Source organism: Cyanobium sp. BA5m-10 (assembly GCF_024346255.1).
Classification (GTDB): Bacteria; Cyanobacteriota; Cyanobacteriia; order PCC-6307; family Cyanobiaceae; genus Cyanobium_A; species Cyanobium_A usitatum.
In genome coordinates, this window is the sequence record NZ_JAGQCP010000054.1 from 1 (window position 1) to 14,842 (window position 14,842).

18 protein-coding genes and 2 pseudogenes are annotated in these 14,842 nt (G+C 57.5%); 13 read left to right on the top strand and 7 right to left on the bottom strand.

Annotated elements, in window-relative coordinates; all coding sequences use genetic code 11:
• Positions 1-653 (bottom strand): annotated as a pseudogene (locus tag KBY85_RS13645) (IS21 family transposase); the annotation flags it as partial.
• Positions 654-848: 195 nt separating this feature from the next.
• On the opposite strand from KBY85_RS13645, the gene KBY85_RS13650 reads away from it, so the two are divergent.
• On the top strand, positions 849-1,292 hold the full coding sequence (locus tag KBY85_RS13650; protein ID WP_254962011.1) for a hypothetical protein: 444 nt from the start codon (positions 849-851) through the stop codon (positions 1,290-1,292).
• 248 nt (positions 1,293-1,540) lie between these two features.
• On the top strand, positions 1,541-1,918 hold the full coding sequence (locus KBY85_RS16100; protein WP_396121874.1) for a sigma factor: 378 nt from the start codon (positions 1,541-1,543) through the stop codon (positions 1,916-1,918).
• A gap of 128 nt (positions 1,919-2,046) precedes the next feature.
• Here KBY85_RS16100 and KBY85_RS13660 read toward each other — a convergent pair whose 3' ends face one another.
• The 4 genes and pseudogenes from KBY85_RS13660 to KBY85_RS13675 all read right to left on the bottom strand — a co-directional run bounded on the left by KBY85_RS13660 (position 2,047) and on the right by KBY85_RS13675 (position 5,194).
• Complete coding sequence (locus KBY85_RS13660) at positions 2,047-2,607, bottom strand: hypothetical protein (protein WP_254962013.1); 561 nt, start codon at positions 2,605-2,607, stop codon at positions 2,047-2,049.
• 196 nt (positions 2,608-2,803) lie between these two features.
• Positions 2,804-3,583, bottom strand: coding sequence for a hypothetical protein (locus KBY85_RS13665; protein WP_254962014.1), 780 nt, complete (start codon positions 3,581-3,583; stop codon positions 2,804-2,806).
• Between the two features lie 194 nt (positions 3,584-3,777).
• Positions 3,778-3,934 (bottom strand): annotated as a pseudogene (locus KBY85_RS13670) (tyrosine-type recombinase/integrase); the annotation flags it as partial.
• A gap of 708 nt (positions 3,935-4,642) precedes the next feature.
• Entirely contained in the window at positions 4,643-5,194 is a 552-nt protein-coding gene (locus KBY85_RS13675; protein ID WP_254962015.1) for a hypothetical protein, read from the bottom strand.
• A gap of 574 nt (positions 5,195-5,768) precedes the next feature.
• On the opposite strand from KBY85_RS13675, the gene KBY85_RS13680 reads away from it, so the two are divergent.
• Positions 5,769-6,398 (top strand): hypothetical protein, encoded by a 630-nt coding sequence (locus KBY85_RS13680; protein ID WP_254962017.1) that lies wholly within the window; start codon positions 5,769-5,771, stop codon positions 6,396-6,398.
• Positions 6,399-7,054: 656 nt separating this feature from the next.
• Here the strand turns inward: KBY85_RS13680 and KBY85_RS13685 are convergent.
• On the bottom strand, positions 7,055-7,192 hold the full coding sequence (locus KBY85_RS13685) for a hypothetical protein (protein ID WP_254962018.1): 138 nt from the start codon (positions 7,190-7,192) through the stop codon (positions 7,055-7,057).
• Positions 7,193-7,236: 44 nt separating this feature from the next.
• Here KBY85_RS13685 and KBY85_RS13690 point away from each other — a divergent pair, with 44 nt between their 5' ends.
• The 9 genes from KBY85_RS13690 (at position 7,237) to KBY85_RS13730 (ending at position 12,836) form a co-directional block, all read left to right on the top strand.
• On the top strand, positions 7,237-8,523 hold the full coding sequence (locus KBY85_RS13690; RefSeq protein WP_254962019.1) for a DUF4055 domain-containing protein: 1,287 nt from the start codon (positions 7,237-7,239) through the stop codon (positions 8,521-8,523).
• Between the two features lie 649 nt (positions 8,524-9,172).
• Positions 9,173-9,904 (top strand): hypothetical protein, encoded by a 732-nt coding sequence (locus KBY85_RS13695; protein ID WP_254962020.1) that lies wholly within the window; start codon positions 9,173-9,175, stop codon positions 9,902-9,904.
• A 126-nt stretch (positions 9,905-10,030) separates the two neighbouring features.
• Positions 10,031-10,594 carry a hypothetical protein gene (locus KBY85_RS13700; RefSeq protein WP_254962021.1) on the top strand — a complete coding sequence of 188 codons (564 nt, stop codon included), beginning with the start codon at positions 10,031-10,033 and terminating at the stop codon, positions 10,592-10,594.
• 3 nt (positions 10,595-10,597) lie between these two features.
• Complete coding sequence (locus tag KBY85_RS13705) at positions 10,598-11,146, top strand: hypothetical protein (protein WP_254962022.1); 549 nt, start codon at positions 10,598-10,600, stop codon at positions 11,144-11,146.
• A gap of 151 nt (positions 11,147-11,297) precedes the next feature.
• Positions 11,298-11,510 carry a Nif11-like leader peptide family natural product precursor gene (locus KBY85_RS13710; protein ID WP_254962023.1) on the top strand — a complete coding sequence of 71 codons (213 nt, stop codon included), beginning with the start codon at positions 11,298-11,300 and terminating at the stop codon, positions 11,508-11,510.
• A 129-nt stretch (positions 11,511-11,639) separates the two neighbouring features.
• Positions 11,640-11,900 carry a hypothetical protein gene (locus KBY85_RS13715; RefSeq protein ID WP_254936676.1) on the top strand — a complete coding sequence of 87 codons (261 nt, stop codon included), beginning with the start codon at positions 11,640-11,642 and terminating at the stop codon, positions 11,898-11,900.
• 16 nt (positions 11,901-11,916) lie between these two features.
• A complete protein-coding gene (locus KBY85_RS13720) occupies positions 11,917-12,069 on the top strand; it encodes a hypothetical protein (RefSeq protein ID WP_254962024.1) in 153 nt (50 codons plus the stop codon).
• A gap of 136 nt (positions 12,070-12,205) precedes the next feature.
• Complete coding sequence (locus KBY85_RS13725) at positions 12,206-12,349, top strand: chlorophyll a/b-binding protein (RefSeq protein WP_254962025.1); 144 nt, start codon at positions 12,206-12,208, stop codon at positions 12,347-12,349.
• Between the two features lie 250 nt (positions 12,350-12,599).
• Complete coding sequence (locus KBY85_RS13730; protein ID WP_254962026.1) at positions 12,600-12,836, top strand: chlorophyll a/b-binding protein; 237 nt, start codon at positions 12,600-12,602, stop codon at positions 12,834-12,836.
• Positions 12,837-12,940: 104 nt separating this feature from the next.
• Here the strand turns inward: KBY85_RS13730 and KBY85_RS13735 are convergent, their stop codons facing one another.
• Positions 12,941-13,093, bottom strand: a complete 153-nt coding sequence (locus KBY85_RS13735; RefSeq protein ID WP_254962027.1) for a hypothetical protein — start codon at positions 13,091-13,093, stop codon at positions 12,941-12,943.
• A gap of 447 nt (positions 13,094-13,540) precedes the next feature.
• Here KBY85_RS13735 and KBY85_RS13740 point away from each other — a divergent pair, with 447 nt between their 5' ends.
• Complete coding sequence (locus KBY85_RS13740; protein ID WP_254962028.1) at positions 13,541-14,782, top strand: IS256 family transposase; 1,242 nt, start codon at positions 13,541-13,543, stop codon at positions 14,780-14,782.
• Positions 14,783-14,842 lie beyond the last annotated feature (60 nt).

The following is a 14,842-nucleotide window of genomic DNA, read 5'->3' on the forward strand; positions in this document are numbered from 1 at the left end:
TCGAGGGCATAGCTGCCATCGCGGTTGCGGCTGGCAGCCGAGAGCCGATCGGTGCGCAGCTCCCGTGGCACACCACCGCAGGCGGCCAGGGCGTTCTGGAGGCCTTCCGAGAGTGCGACAAAGCTCTCACCGCCATGGATCACCTGGCCGTAAGCCCAACCGCTCCAGGCCAGGCGGTAGTGGAACAGCAGGTGCTCAAACGGTTCTCCCCGCAGGGTGATCTCCACTCGTTTGACCTTGGTGAAGTCACAGAAGCCGATCTCGCCGGGTTGATACGCCAGCGGGAACATCACCTCAGGTGCCGGGCCATGCAGGGCCTTCCAGTGCTGCACTCGCCGTTGCAGGGTGCGCTTGAGCGAACTCCAGTCCTGATCTGGCTTTTGCTCCTGCAGGTGCTCGAGCAAGGTGGTGGGTGTCAGGGCCGGATGGCGCTCCAGAAGCGGGCGTACCAGCGGATCCCAGACCTCAGCCAACGGGTCTGGTCGCCGCCGACCACGGGGTTTGGCGGCTTTGGGTTGCAGGCGGCCTGAATCAATCCGGTGAGCACTGCTCACCGAAATGCCCGCCGCCGCCGCAGCCACCTCCTGGCGGCTGCCGGCTCGTCGTTTGGACATGTACAGCGCAATCTGTTGAACGGTGAGAGGAGCAGGCATGGCCCGGTGCCCTGCGCATGGCAACCGGATTCAGCTGAACTCCTCCAGAGCGGTCAACCTGTTTGGCGCGACCCCTCAACCAGATTGTCGTTGGATAGCGGCTTTGTGCTGATGGGGTTGCTGCACCCAGACGCCAGGGGGGAAGACCGAGACAACCCACCTGGTCGCTCTCAGGGCCAATCTCAGGCCAAATCGTTGACCCGGCCGAAGGAGCTAGAGATCGAGGTGCTCTGGGCGGCCCGCCATCGCTTTGGCCTGCCCGAGACGGTGCGCTTTTTGCTGGCTTCCCTGGCGGCTTTGCAGCAGCAGGGGCTCAAGCCCGATGCGGTGCTGATTGAGGACGCGGCAAACGGGCCGGCGGTGCTGCAGCTGCTGCGGCGCAAGGTGCCGGGCCTGCTGCCAATCACGGCCCGGGGCAGCAAGGAATCACGGGCCCATGCGGTGGCACCGCTTCTAGAGGCGGGCCAGGTGCGCTTTCACCACCGGGCCGCTCCCTTGATGGAGGAATTGCCGCGCTTCCCGAAGGGCAGCAAGGACTTGGTGGATGCCTTTGGCCATGGGGCCCTGTGGCTGGAGGCGCGCTACTGGCGCGGCCTGGGCCTGAAGCAGGGGCCGATGCCCTTATTGCTGTCCCGCTGATGGAAGCGATCCAGCTGGTATTGGCCTTTCAAACCGATGTCCAGGTCCGTCAAAGGCCCGGGGGCGATAGGGGACGGTGCCATACCCCCGGCACTCGCTGCGGTTCCACGGCGTGTTCCGGCGCAGCGCCTGCCCGGCCATGCCCCAGGCCCCATGAGCATCCACAAGCGCCTCAACCGAGGCCAAGGCGCCAAAGGCCAGTCCATCCCCATGCCGCCGCCCATGCCCTGGCGCTGGCCCATGGGGATTTGGCCGACAGGATCGCCGGCAACTTCGCAAGGCGCACCAGCCACCCCTTTGATGACCTGCGCCAGCTGGCGATGATCGGGCTGCTCAAGGCCGCGTTGCGCTTCGACGGCAGCGGCGGGCGGCAGTTCCGGCCCTACGGGCGCACCTTTGCCAACGGCGAGATCACCCGTTATTTGCGCGATCACGGCTATGCGATCAAGGTGCCGCCGACCTGGCGGGATCTCTATGCCAGTGGGCAGAAACTGCTGCGGCAGGGGGTTGATGCTGCGGCGGTGCCTGGGAGGTTGGGGATTAGGGCGGAGCGCTGGCGGGAGATTTGTGGGGCCTGCAGTGTGCGGGTGGTGGCGTTGGGGGTGGAGGAATTGGGGATTGATTAACGCCAAGGTTATCCGGCAAAATGCGAGGCATTTTTGTCCGCGTTGTACTTACTATTAGGCTGGTGCGTGAAGGACAGGCATTGGAGAAGACTCTGAGCAGCCTTTAGACTCTAACGCTTATGCTGTCACTAGACCGACAACACAATGCCGGTACGCGTCTCTTCCATTTCAAATAGAAGGATCAGAAGGTCGCCTCCATTGATTTTTTCTAGGAGTGGACTTGATAAATCGTCACTCGGTAAATGAGTAATTCCCTGCCATGAAACTGGTTGTCTTTTGGGGCTGTCAAATACGGTTCCGTTGTGAGATGCTGCATTGCGCACGGCCCATGACATTTGCCAAGCATCAGGCCATGTATGGCGTCCAGATGGAAATTTACGTTCAATTTCGTCCTTGTGCGCTTCGTGATAGCTCACGATGAAAGGCTTAAAGATTGCGTTGACAAACTTTTGAAATCCGGCAATTTCGTGCGTAAAATTTTGCTCTGCTTGCTTATCGGAAATGACCGTGAGGTCGAACTGATCCTGCTCAAGGTTCTTAATCGCAGCTTGTATTGGTCCAAATAAGGGCAAGCGGACTTCAGAAACTAGATGCTTAGCTTCTATAGTCAAGTAGTCGCCGGAGGCGTACTCTGCTTTGTTGTTGAGCAGGTATTCTGTGGAAACGGCAACTCCTTGCAGAGCGATCATAAGCGTGCACAACTCGTCATAGAAGCCAGTCTGCTTGGTAATGCGATATGTGGTTTGGAGTCGCATTTTTTTGTGGGACTGTAGCACAACGGTAGTTCGTATTTACGAAAAGCCTTGCGATCAAGATCAGAAGCTGCCGATACTTTGGCATAGGCGGTCCCATTCGCTCCCGTCTTCTGAATCTGGATGTTAGCGCTCATCTGACGATGACGAGCTCGCAGCCAAAGAAGTTCAGTGCCAAGTATCCGATGGACTCGACAGGATCCCGCTCATCGGCGATGCGGCGAGCGCTGGCGCCATCCACGATCTCCGCCCAGTTCGAATCGATTTCAGATCTTTTCTCTATCGCAGACAACATTTTTTTGGACAGTGCAACGATGTCGTCGCGACCAATTGGTCGTGGCTCCAACTGTTGAAGTGCGGTCCGAAGCCCTTCACGAATGCTTGTACGAACTACCTTTCTCGGATCTTCTGAGCAACGAAAGCCATGGGAGGACGCTTTCTTGAAGACCACGTAGTGCTCGTCTTTGCTAGGGAGCGGACCAATATCGGAAGGCTTAAAGGCGGCCGAGTTAGCTATCACTGAGCTTGAGAGGTAGAAGCTGTTAAGCTCAACAGGGCGATGGAACTCTGGCGCAATGTAGAAAACAATCTCGCCAGAATTTTCGAGGTCGAGCAGAAGCTGATGCTGGCATGAGTGCTTTAGCGGCCTTATATGCATTCGATGGAATGGAACAGTAAGCAAGCCAGACTGGTGCTCTTTGGCGCTAGTTCTCTCGAGGTAGTCGCTCAGCTTAAACTGAAGAAAAACAGGGTTCCCCAAAATAGGAATCTTGACGTCGTATCCCCCGCCCTTTTTCCCTTCCTCATACAGCGATGGGAAGGTGGGAGCTCCAACCACGATCGCTTTGTGTTTCGAGACGAGTTCCTCTGTAACAGCATATCCGTAAGAGAACTCAGAGATGTCCGGTTTCATTTGCGGCCTGACATGAGTGCTAACTCTTTAATGGACGGTTCCGAGAATCAGAGCCTGCCGGCCGTTCCCGTCCGAGAAACACTGAGGCATCCAGTGGGCCATGTCCTGCAAATCCTTGTCCTGCAACGGGTCGTCCAGAACGCTAGACCAAGCTAGCCATGGTTCACGGGTCCAAGAACTAACTGGTCGGCCGGTTACTGAATGTCGGCTGTGCTTCGTACCCCGAGCGGACCGCGGTTAAGCACATGCGTGTAGATCATGGTGGTGCTCACATCCTTGTGGCCGAGTAGCTCATGGATCGTGCGCATGACCTTGCCCTTCTCCAGCAATGTACGTGGCAAAGGATTGGCGGAAGATGCTGCAGGGCGCCGTTTAGTTGATTCGTGTTTCCTATATAGCTGCACGCTCTGCTCGCTGCATGAGATTTTCAGTGAAATAAGAGCTTTCTGATCGATGTTCCACCGACTTGGCGATATGTCTATGCCAGTGGGCAGAAACTGCTGCGACAAGTGATAGATGCTGCGGAGGTGGCGTGGTAGCTGGTGATTAGGGCCGAGCTCTGGCAGGAGGTTTGTGAGGCCTGCAGTGTGTGGATATGCCGTATGGGCAGTAAGATGTATTAGTGGAAAGGATATGCCTAATGCTTTTATCAAAAGTCGTCATTGACACTTTAGTGTTGAAAATGCATGCGAAAACCTTCCAAGCTAAATTTTCGTAAATCCTTGCTTAGGATATGGAATACATGAGTTAGAGGTGCCTATCAAAAAGACGATGCATTTTGGAGGTCTTTAATCTATTATCTCGGTAAATATTTGTGAATGTAATCCATTAATGGAAGCAAGTGTTGACAAAGGACTAGTTGTTAAGATGTATGGAAGCAAAGACCATGTTGTCAAGTTGTCAACAAAAGGATTCTAATACATCCATGGCTTATGGTTATAAGATACCTCGGGAAATCCCAATTGCTCTTCGATAACCAGGGTGAGACTCTATCCCAAGCCTGAGCTTTCCACATCCGGAAGTCTCACGAAATGCTTTTGCGCAGACGCATTAAAGAACTTACGCCTCTTTTAGGCACTTTGTTTTAGACCCATCGAATTCAGCACATATTTTCTTGTACTTATTGTAATAACTTGTCAGAGCCTTGAGTTCATTGAACTCCGATCTTGCAATATTGTTGGGACATGACTTGAGTGTGTACTCAAATATTTTCATGAGGTAGTATTTTTTTGTATTTTCGTCGAGATTGTTGAATCTCATGTAGTCCTGAGCAGCCCTTAAATTATAATATGGATTACTATTTGACATGAGCATCATGGGAACTAGGCCAAACGATTGTGCAATGGATGCCCCTCCACCGGTCATTCTGCAGATTTGACCAACGGCCCAGTTTGAATAAACAACACCCGGCGTATCATCATACTGAGCAAGGGCAGATAAGTTAAACATGCTTATCAACCCAATGACAAACAATGAACGACGTCCAGCTTTTCTCATTACAGAAAGGCCCATCAAATAAAGGTAAAGCATAACACATGCAAGGAGGTTAGCCATTTTGTTGTAATCCTTTATCTCGTCGCGGCCGTTTTCCGTTAGGGCGTTGGTGTTCATAGAGCGTTAATTGAGTAACGCCAAGACTGAGAAGTTAGATTGAGCCCTGGTAACTATGGAAAGATTAGTTCCTGACTTCTGAATCTTGATGCTGGGCATGTCGCTCATTGCTAGTGATGATAATTAGAGCTGCTTAACTCACATGAATCTTGCTCGCTGTGATGGCCTTAAAAAAATGCGAATAACTTTGAACTTATCTGCAGCGATATATTGCAAATTAATGGGATTAAAGAGCTGACATGCCAATTTACACTGTGAAGGCACCTCTAGAGCTACCAGCAATTATCCCAAAAGCTGAAGAAAAATGTTTTAAATTTACAACGTCGTACGAGTTAGCTGAAATCCGCATCAGTTCATTCATGATAAGGAATTAGCACCTATGAAAATTGGTTTTACCTCCATTGTGGAAACAGAATATACCACTTACGCCTGCGCCCTGCCTGATATTTAGTGGTGAAGCAATACGGCAATGGCCTTGCCCACTTGATATTAACGAATTATCTAGCATGGGCAAGTGCTATACTTTTTTCCTCTAAGCTGTAAGCGCAGGTCTTCAGCTCACACCTCAAGGGCTATGAAGCTATTCGATTCACCAGCAATTGCTATTGGCCAAAAGCTATCTAAGTACATTAAAAATTTTGCAGTTTATGGCGTTTTTGCTATAGGGGCTAGTGCGCAATCCCAAGAAATGTGCTACTACCCGGTCACGAAAGAATCCTTTGAATTTGCCATAGTTGATGTAACTGGTATTAATGATCCAGATCTTAGGGCTTTGCTCAAAGATAAGGAACCTGCAATTAATTGCCTTGCTGTACCAGGAGAGGCTCCTACATGCACAACGCCCTGGAATGGGAAAGTTTATATAGAACAATGTGAGAGGAATAGGATATGCATTCAGGGCATGCAGGATAGGGAAGGTCGTCAAATTGATTTTAGGAATCAATATGGCAATGGGATGTTGCAGTTTGAATACTTTAATAACAAAGAAAGGGCGATTGGGACTTATCGCTGCGGGCAGTTAGAGGGCTTAGGCGTTGTTATAGGACAATGGTACGCTACAACCCCAGAGCTTGTTGGAAATAGATTTGAGAGATTGACATATAAAATTGATGGTCAGAGTAGGATTTACAATGCTAAAAGGCAATGGAAGATAGTTTATGGATTACCAGTATCTGCAACAAGCGGGAGTAAGGGATCTTTCTAGCACTGCCTTTTGGGGAATCTCTTCGCAACGACAACGATTCGTGCAACCCTAGGGTCCTAAAATTTGAATTGAACAAATCTACCGATTTCTGTACACAAGTTGGTCGATTATTACTAATTTGTGGATGAATTTGCCCTGTTTCTTGCCCTGATTATTGTTTGGAAGGTACGCCATCCCTTTATGGCTTGTTAGGAGGAGTTGGCGACGCGATATGAACATGCTGGTCTGCGCAGAAGGGACATTGGTCTTATGGCAATTTAGGGCCAGCCCCCTCTGCCGATTTTTTTCTGAAAGGCCTACTGCTGTTTGATTACCCGAAAGGGATTCACTAATCGGCATGGATATGTGCCTTTGCTGCTTCCACCAATTCCTGCAGCCTGCCCTCCTGCGTATCTGGTGGAGCTCGGCGTATGCCTGGCCGCATGGCCATACGAAACTTAATTGACTCATCCGACCACTCTTCCTGCTTCTCGATTCCCTTGTAGCGAGTGACTGTATATCTGTATTCCCTGCTAGTGCCCTTGCTTGGCTCTGCTTTGTCGTGCGCTAGACGCCCGCCTTTCGTAAAAGGCTTATGGCTATGAGCCTTGAACTATTTGACGCGACTTACGACTAGCAGATCCCTTGGCCCTGATCGCCTAATCGCCTATTGCCTGTCACCCCCCCTGGCAATAGCCCCCAGCCACCCCAGCCCGTTGCCGCGCAGCAACCCGAGCCGCCCCCGCCGCCGCAACCGCTGGCAGACGCTGACTCCTGAGGAGCTCCAGGCCCAGGCGGCCAAACAGCGTGCCCAAGGCGCAGGAGGTCCCCTGCCCCCTGGCAGCCCCACCCGACCTTGGTGGCACTGCAGGACCGGCTGCTGCTGGTGGCTGACTGCTGGAACCTGCTCGATGGCACCGGAGGTCAGTCGCGCCGGGGCCTGTACCTGCCCCAGGGCAGCAAGGAGCCCGAGGCCGCCTACCGACAGCAGCTAGCCAATGCCCGGCCCAGCGGCTTTTTCCGCGATGCCCTTCGCACCTACGCCGGGATGTTGGCCTCGGTGCAGTGGCGGGACCTCCCGGGTTCCCTGGTGGGGGTGCTCAGCGATGTGGATGGCCTGGGGACAGACCTGGGCGTCTTTCTGTTCCTCGCCGACCTGCTGGTGCTGCGCGATGGCGGGGCCTTGGTGCTGGTTTTGCCGCCGGAGCACCGCTGGCCGTCAGAAGGCCACCGCCAAGAGGCGATCCGGCGGGGTGATCGGCTGTCCTTGCCCAGGCTGGCGTTGGTGCCCCGGCGGGATTGCTTGGATTGGCAGCTGGCCAATGGCGATGGCCTGCCGCAACGGATCCGCTGGCGGGAGCGGTGCAGTCAGGGCCAGGCCCAAGCCAAAGCCCAAGCCCAGGGACTCGACCCCCAGCAGGCTGGCGGGGTGGTCGTTCACCTGCTGGGTCCGGGCGCCCCTTTAGAGCAACCCGATGACCCGGAGCGGTGGATCTACCGGGAGGCCCTGCTGCAACCGGCTGGCCTGCAATTCAGTTCCTACCGGGCTGTGGCCAGCAGTATCGAACCCGCCGGCTACCGGGCCCAACGGATCGGCCGGCCGTTGGTGCTCCCAGGTCAGCAGCTGCTGCCGGCGGTTTGGTACGCCGCCGATGGCGCGGCCTTTGGCGAGGGAGACCTGCCCCACCTGGGCCTGGCCAACCAGTACCTCAAACATTACCGCCTCAAAAGCGACTACGAAGACCTCCTCTCCCGCTGCGCCCTGCCCGTGGGGGTACGAACCGGCCTGGTGGACCAGTTCGGCTACCAGCGCGATGAAGACGGTGCCGGCCGTCAGCCCGAACAGCTAACTCTCTCGACCAGCACCTTTATGGACCTGCCGGAAGGGGCCGATTTCCAGTGGAAGGAGATCCGGGCCCAGTCGCTGGCCGAGCACCGGGCCTATCTGACGCTGCTGGATGAAACGATGCACCGCGACGCGCTGGTGCCGACCCAGAATCGGGGTGCGGGCCGCAGCGACAGCGAGATTTCGCTGTGCGCCGGCCAGGCCTATGCCTTGCTGCAATCACTGGCCACCCAGAAGAGTTCGATCTTTTCCTCGCTCTGGGTCACTGGTGCCGCCAGAGCGGTGGTCCTACTGGCATAGATGGCCCCCCTGGAGAAGCTGGTCCCGCCGGCCTTGATGGGCCCCCTGGCGTAGCTGGACCTCCTGGCGAGCCTGGCCTTACTGGAGAAGCAGGACCAGCTGGCGCTGCCTGTAATACCGAGTTCCGCGTTGATGCAGGTGTCCCGCAGTACTACCTAGCAGCAGAAGGTCGCTGGGGAAACCTTGCTGTTTTGGCAGTGGCTTCTGCGCCCGCTACTGCCATGGCTGAGCTGGATCCAAACCTTGAGGCCCGCTCCCTTGATTCAGCCATAAGCCAAGACGACACCACCTCTGGCGCGGGTCAATGAGCTGGCTAGAAGCGCTCAACCTTGCCGGCCCAGCTGGTGCTGCTGGCGCACAAGGAGCGGCAGGAGCACCAGGCCCTGCTGGAGCACCTGGGGCAGCAGGGGCAGTAGGCGAGCCTGGTGCTGCCGGCCCTGCTGGCCCGCAAGGAGATCAAGGGCCCCTTGGCCCTCAAGGTCCCCAGGGCCCTCAAGGAGCGCCCGGCGTCCAAGGCAGCCAAGGCGCTAAGGGTCCCCAGGGACCGCAAGGCCTTGCAGGAAATCCCGGTCCAGCAGGAGTGCAAGGCGTCATGGGGCCTACTGGTGCAGCGGGGCCACAAGGCCCTGCAGCTACAAGTGATTTCCAGGTGCGTTCTGGCGTTCCCCATGCCTATATGGCAAATCAGGGGACTTGGGTGCCGCTTGGCATTGAGCCGCTTGCTCCTGTTATTCCAGAGGTGGGCGCACCGATTGGCGGCGGCTACTTTGCTGGCTTGATTAGCCATACGGCAGATGGCAATCCCACCCATTACCTAATCGTCGCGCCGCGTGATGCGGGTGCTACCGGCGGCTCTAATACCGGCACGCCCGAGGTGTATCCGCAGGCTTATAACCCGACCTATAGGGACTATGGGCCAAGCGGTGGTTGCGGCAGCAGGCATGACGGCTGGGCGAACACCGAGTGGATGATCCAAAATGGTGTTCACCCTGCTGCCCAGTGGTGCGCGGCATTAAATATCAACGGCTACGACGACTGGTACATGCCAGCGCACTACGAGCTGGAGATTGCCTACTTCCATCTCAAGCCAACCGCTACGCCGAACGTGGCTGATCCAGCCTATGGAGATGGGATCAACCCATATGCAGTGCCAAGGCGTGACTACCTATTCCCCCCATACGTGCCAGCCCAGTGCTTAAACCCTGCCTTTCAGTGGGGCGGCGCGGAAGCATTTATACCACTTATTCACTGGACATCATCAGAGAGGGATACGCGCGATTGCTATGTGTTGAGTATGGATAGTGGTTTGTTCTCTTGGATGCCCAAGGTGTTTATTTCGCCCGTGCGCGCCATGCGCAAGATCCCCTACGGGTCGCTCTAGTCCAGTCAGCTTGCTGAACGCAGTTGCGGCTTTGCTGAACGCGGCTGCGGCTAGCTCTCCCAGCGGCTAGCGGTGAGATACGGCAATAGCTGCTGTTGACACACCGGGCTGCTGGCCCGCTTGACCATGGCTTGGGTAGCAGGCGGCTCTCTTAAAGGTCCGCAGGGTGAGCAAGGCATTCAGGGCGCCCAAGGGGTGCAGGGCCTTGCTGGCGCTGATGGCGCCCAAGGCGTCCAAGGACCACAAGGAGAAGCCGGTATCCAGGGTCCAATTGGCCCTGATGGTGTTCAAGGCCAGCAGGGCATCCAGGGTGCTGCGGGTTTGGGCATCACCTTTAAGGGCCAGGTGGCAACAGAAACGGAGCTGCCAGCTGATGCAGCCCAGGGCGATGCCTACATCGTTCAGGCCGATGACTCCTTTCGGGTGTGGGACCTCGCCAGCAGCAGCTGGGTGAATGGTGGCTCGATCCAGGGACCACAGGGAATTGAGGGCCCTGCTGGCGTTGCTGGTATTCAAGGAGAAGTGGGTCCTGCTGGAGCTCAAGGCGTGGAAGGACCAGCCGGCGTGCAGGGCACGCGCGGTACGGGCTGGTTCAACGGCAGCGGCGCTCCTGCAGAAGATATCCCTGGCTCTATTCCAGGTGATTTGTACCTGGATAAGGACAGCGGCAATGTGTACACCCTGAGCTGAGCGGTGGCCTGGTCGCTTGCTGCCAACCTGCAGGGCCCTGCTGGCCCGAGCGCTGTGTCGGCTGATGCCGGCAACAGCGCCAGGTTGGGCACTGACGCCAAGGTGTTTGTGCCCTCCTCCCTTTACGTCCTGCCCATAGCGACGGCGAAGGTGTTGGGCGGCATCAAGGTGGGTGCTGGGCTGAGCATGACGGCCGATGGCGTGCTCAGTGCTGCGATGGCAACCACCTACGTCAATAAGGCTGGCGATGTGATGAACGGCCCGCTGCGCTTTGCCAATAGCGGCGGCGTTTCAACCTTCAATGGCCGCGACGTTTACCTGTACTACGACGGGACCTTCTTTCGCTGCCAGCTGCCGTCAGCTAGATCGGCCTGGCGAATTGAGAACAGCAGCGGCCAGGTGACCTTTGGCTCTTGTCCTGCAGCAGCTAGCCTGCCGGTTGCGGCCAGTGACCTGACCAATAAGGGCTATATCGACAAGCTCGTGAGCGCGCTTTTAGATGAGCTGCTGGGTCTCAAAGCAGAGGTGGCAGCCCTCAAGGCCATGAGCTGAGGCCTTACTACTGGCTTGTTGTGCTCTCCGCAGATCGGTCCAGCGATCGCAACGCTGCACCAAGGCATCAATGCACCGCAATGTGCCACAGGGGGAACCTGGCAGTAGGCACCAGTTCACGCGAGCTTGAGCTCATCTCTGTTTTGAGTAGATGAGCTGGTCTGATCTGGAGCGGTTGGTGGCTGATGCAGAAAGCAGCCCGGCGCTCCAGCAGACCCTCAGCCAGTGCCGTAGTCGCCAGGAGCTCCTGCGCACCGCCCGCCAGCTGGGCTATCGGCTCACCAGATCTGACCTGCAAAACGCCTGGATGGAGCACCACAACACAGCGGAGCCGCAAGAGGTCGATCAAGCCTCCAATTACTAAGCCCAAACGCTTCTGCAAGGACTGGCGTGCTCTAGCCAGTCGCCTGCCCCAGCCAGTCCCCCGAGCCCGCTCGAGCCACACAGCGAAGCCGGGCGCGACAGCATGTAACGAAGTTGTTACATGGCTCTCATGACAGTCGGGGAAGTCTTTCTAGAGTCCATCTCTAGTGGTGTGATCACGGAGCATGAGATCTCCTGGGTTGCCTCCCATCAAGGCGCCTTTGCCCGCCACGAGGAAGCCCTGGCGCTACGGCTGGGGCGCTTAGTAGATGAGGGACAGATCAACCTCGGCTGCCGCCTGCCGAGTCGTCTTGTCCAGCACAAGCTTGTGCTCAACGAATGGATCGAACCGCTGGGCCGCCGCCGCGGCAGGGCCGCGGTTTGCGCCTGACGCCCCATCAGCTCCAATGACCCAAGCCAAAACACTGGATTACTGGCAGAACATGTGGATCGCCATGGAGGCGGCAGGGGCAACCTCAAGTGCCATCTACAAACGAGCCCTGGCGATCACCCAGGGGCTTCCAGATCCCCTTGCACCTCAGGATTCAGCTCAGTCGTAACCGCTTGTCCCCTTTCTGAGGCGGGGGACGCAGGTCCGGCGGCCCTTCAAGGAAGCCAGGTCAGGTGCACAACCCTCACCCCCTTGCCACAACCATTCACACCCTGTTACATTGGCAGTAACAATCCGTAACACACATGGCTGATTCCACCACCCGCTTTGGTTTCGTTGCTTTCGCTGAGACCTGGAACGGCCGTATGGCCATGCTCGGCTTTGTGATCGGTCTTGGCACCGAGCTCCTGACAGGTCAGGGCATCCTTTCCCAAATTGGTTTGGGTTGAGCGTCATGGAAACTGACTACACCGTTGCAATTTCAGTCGTTGCTCTGATCACTGCCGTGCTCTCTGCAATGACCATCTACGTGCTGAGTCGTCCGACTGATCTAGCCAAGAGGGTTGGATGATTTCCGCAATCACCATCGTTCTTATCGGTGCCTGGATTGTTGGTGCTCTCAACCAGCCAGATCTTGCCGATTGAGCTTGCAGCTCTCGTTTATTCATCTTCCAATAAGTTGCTCCGCCACCACAAGCCATGACCAACACTCCTTCTAACGACCCAGCGCTTGATAACAGCGCGGAACAGCTGACCCTCATGGAGCAGCTCAAGCAAGTTGAACTGTTTAACGGCCGCGCAGCCATGGTTGGCATCGTCACCGGCATCGTGGTGGAAGGCCTCACCGGCTTTGGTATTGCCCATCAAATTGGCCTAGGCGCCCTAGTGGATGGCTATGCCGCCTGCCGTACCCAGTTCCTGCCCTTCTGCTTCTGAGCTTCTGCAGACCTTTTATTTTCTGACCCCTAGGTATTGCCTTGGGTTTTTTTGTTGGATGCCAATGGATTAACCGGCGGCCTCCAAGACCGCCGGCTGGCCGGCTAGACGGACCAGCGCAGGGGAGGCTCAAGCTCTTGGGGCTCTTCTTCCAGCTGGATTAGCCACCAGGCGGCTGGATAGGCGGGCTCGGGCTGTGGCTCCTGCCATTGACCGGAAGCTTGTGCTTCTTCCCATGCATCAATGAGGGACTGCATGGTGGTGGAGAGCGAGAACATCGCTGTGATGCAAAGAACGTGCACCTGACACCCCGAGAAGCGGGGAAAACTGGAGAGCGGTTTTGCAGAGCCGATGGCACCCCTCCACCCAGCTGAGGTGCTGAATGGAAGCTTTTGCTCAGCGCACCTAGTGGTGCGGCAGCGGGCATGGGCCTTTGCGGAATGCCCGAGCGGGAGCGAGCGGCTGGAGCAGGCAGCCCGCTGCTCTACTTCCAGCTGACAAGCGGGCAGAAGGGGCAATGGAACCCGAGCAGGCGGGAGCGGTGGAATCCCCTGACGGGGGCGTCCCTCCGAGTGGTGTAAATCCCTGGGCTCAGCACCGGCGTAGCCGGTGCTGACGGTCCGTTGCTCAGAGCCCTTGCGGGGGAATGGGTGGGCTGGTCTGTGACTCTGGTCGGAGCACTACCACCTTCCCGAGACCAGACCATGCCCATCTCCGATTCTGCCGCCACGAAACTGGCGCAGCTGCTTGGCAGCGGCACCGCCGGCGAGCTGATCCCCGAACTGGTGCGCCAGGGGCTGCAGGCCCTGATCGAGGCCGAGGCCGCTGCTGCCCTTGGTGCCGATCGTCACCAGCGCACTGACCAGCGCCGGGGCCACCGCAACGGCAACCGTGATCGCCTGCTGGCTACTCCGGCCGGTGACATCCAGCTGCGCATCCCACGCTTCCGCACGGGCAGCTTCTTCCCCTCGCTGCTGGAGCCCCGCCGTCGGGTGGACCGGGCCCTATGGGCGGTGGTGATGGAGGCCTATGTCTCCGGCGTCTCTACCCGCAAAGTGGACGAGCTGGTGGTGGCGCTGGGCTGTGAGAGCGGCATCTCCAAATCGGAGGTGAGCCGCATCTGCCAGGGCCTCGACACCCAGGTGCAGGCCTTCCTGAACCGGCCCCTGGAGTTCAGCCGGTACCCGTACCTGTACCTCGATGCGACGTACCTGCACGGGCGTGACCAGGCCCGCAAGCAGGTGATCTCCAGGGCCGTGATCGTGGCGGTCGGCATCACCGCCACGGGCCAGCGGGAGGTGCTCGGCATCGAGGTGGGCGACAGCGAGGACGAGACCTTCTGGACCGCCTTCCTGCGGCGCCTGCGGGAACGGGGCCTCTCGGGCGTGCAGGTGGTGATAAGCGACGCCCACGCCGGCCTCAAGAAGGCCATTGCGCGCTGCTGCCAGGGCTGCAGCTGGCAGCGCTGCCGCGTGCACTTTGCCCGCAACCTGCTGGCCAAGGTGCCGAAAGGCAGCCAGGACATGGTGGCCGCCGCCCTGCGCTCGGTGTTCGTGCAGGCCGATGCCCAGGCCGTGGAGCAGCAGTGGGATCAGGTGATCACGATGCTCACCGAGAACTTCCCGGCCGCTGCGGCCCTGATGGAGCAGGCCAGGGAGGACGTCCTCGCCTTCCGCAGCTTCCCACCTGAGCACTGGCGCAAGATCTGGAGCACCAACCCGCTGGAGCGACTCAACAAGGAGATCAAACGCCGCACCCGCGTCGTCGGCATCTTCCCCAACGACGCCGCGATCACCCGCCTGGTGGGAGCGCTGCTGCTGGAGCAGCAGGAGGAGTGGCAGCTTGATGGACGCCGTGTCTTCTCGGAACTGTCGATGGCCAAGCTGGACAAGACCAGCGATCAGCTCCAAGATCAACCAACAGCTGCAATTGCTGCAGCTGCCTGATCACTGATCTCCGATCAGATCACAGGCCTCGGGATTTACACCACTCCAAGGGACGCAACC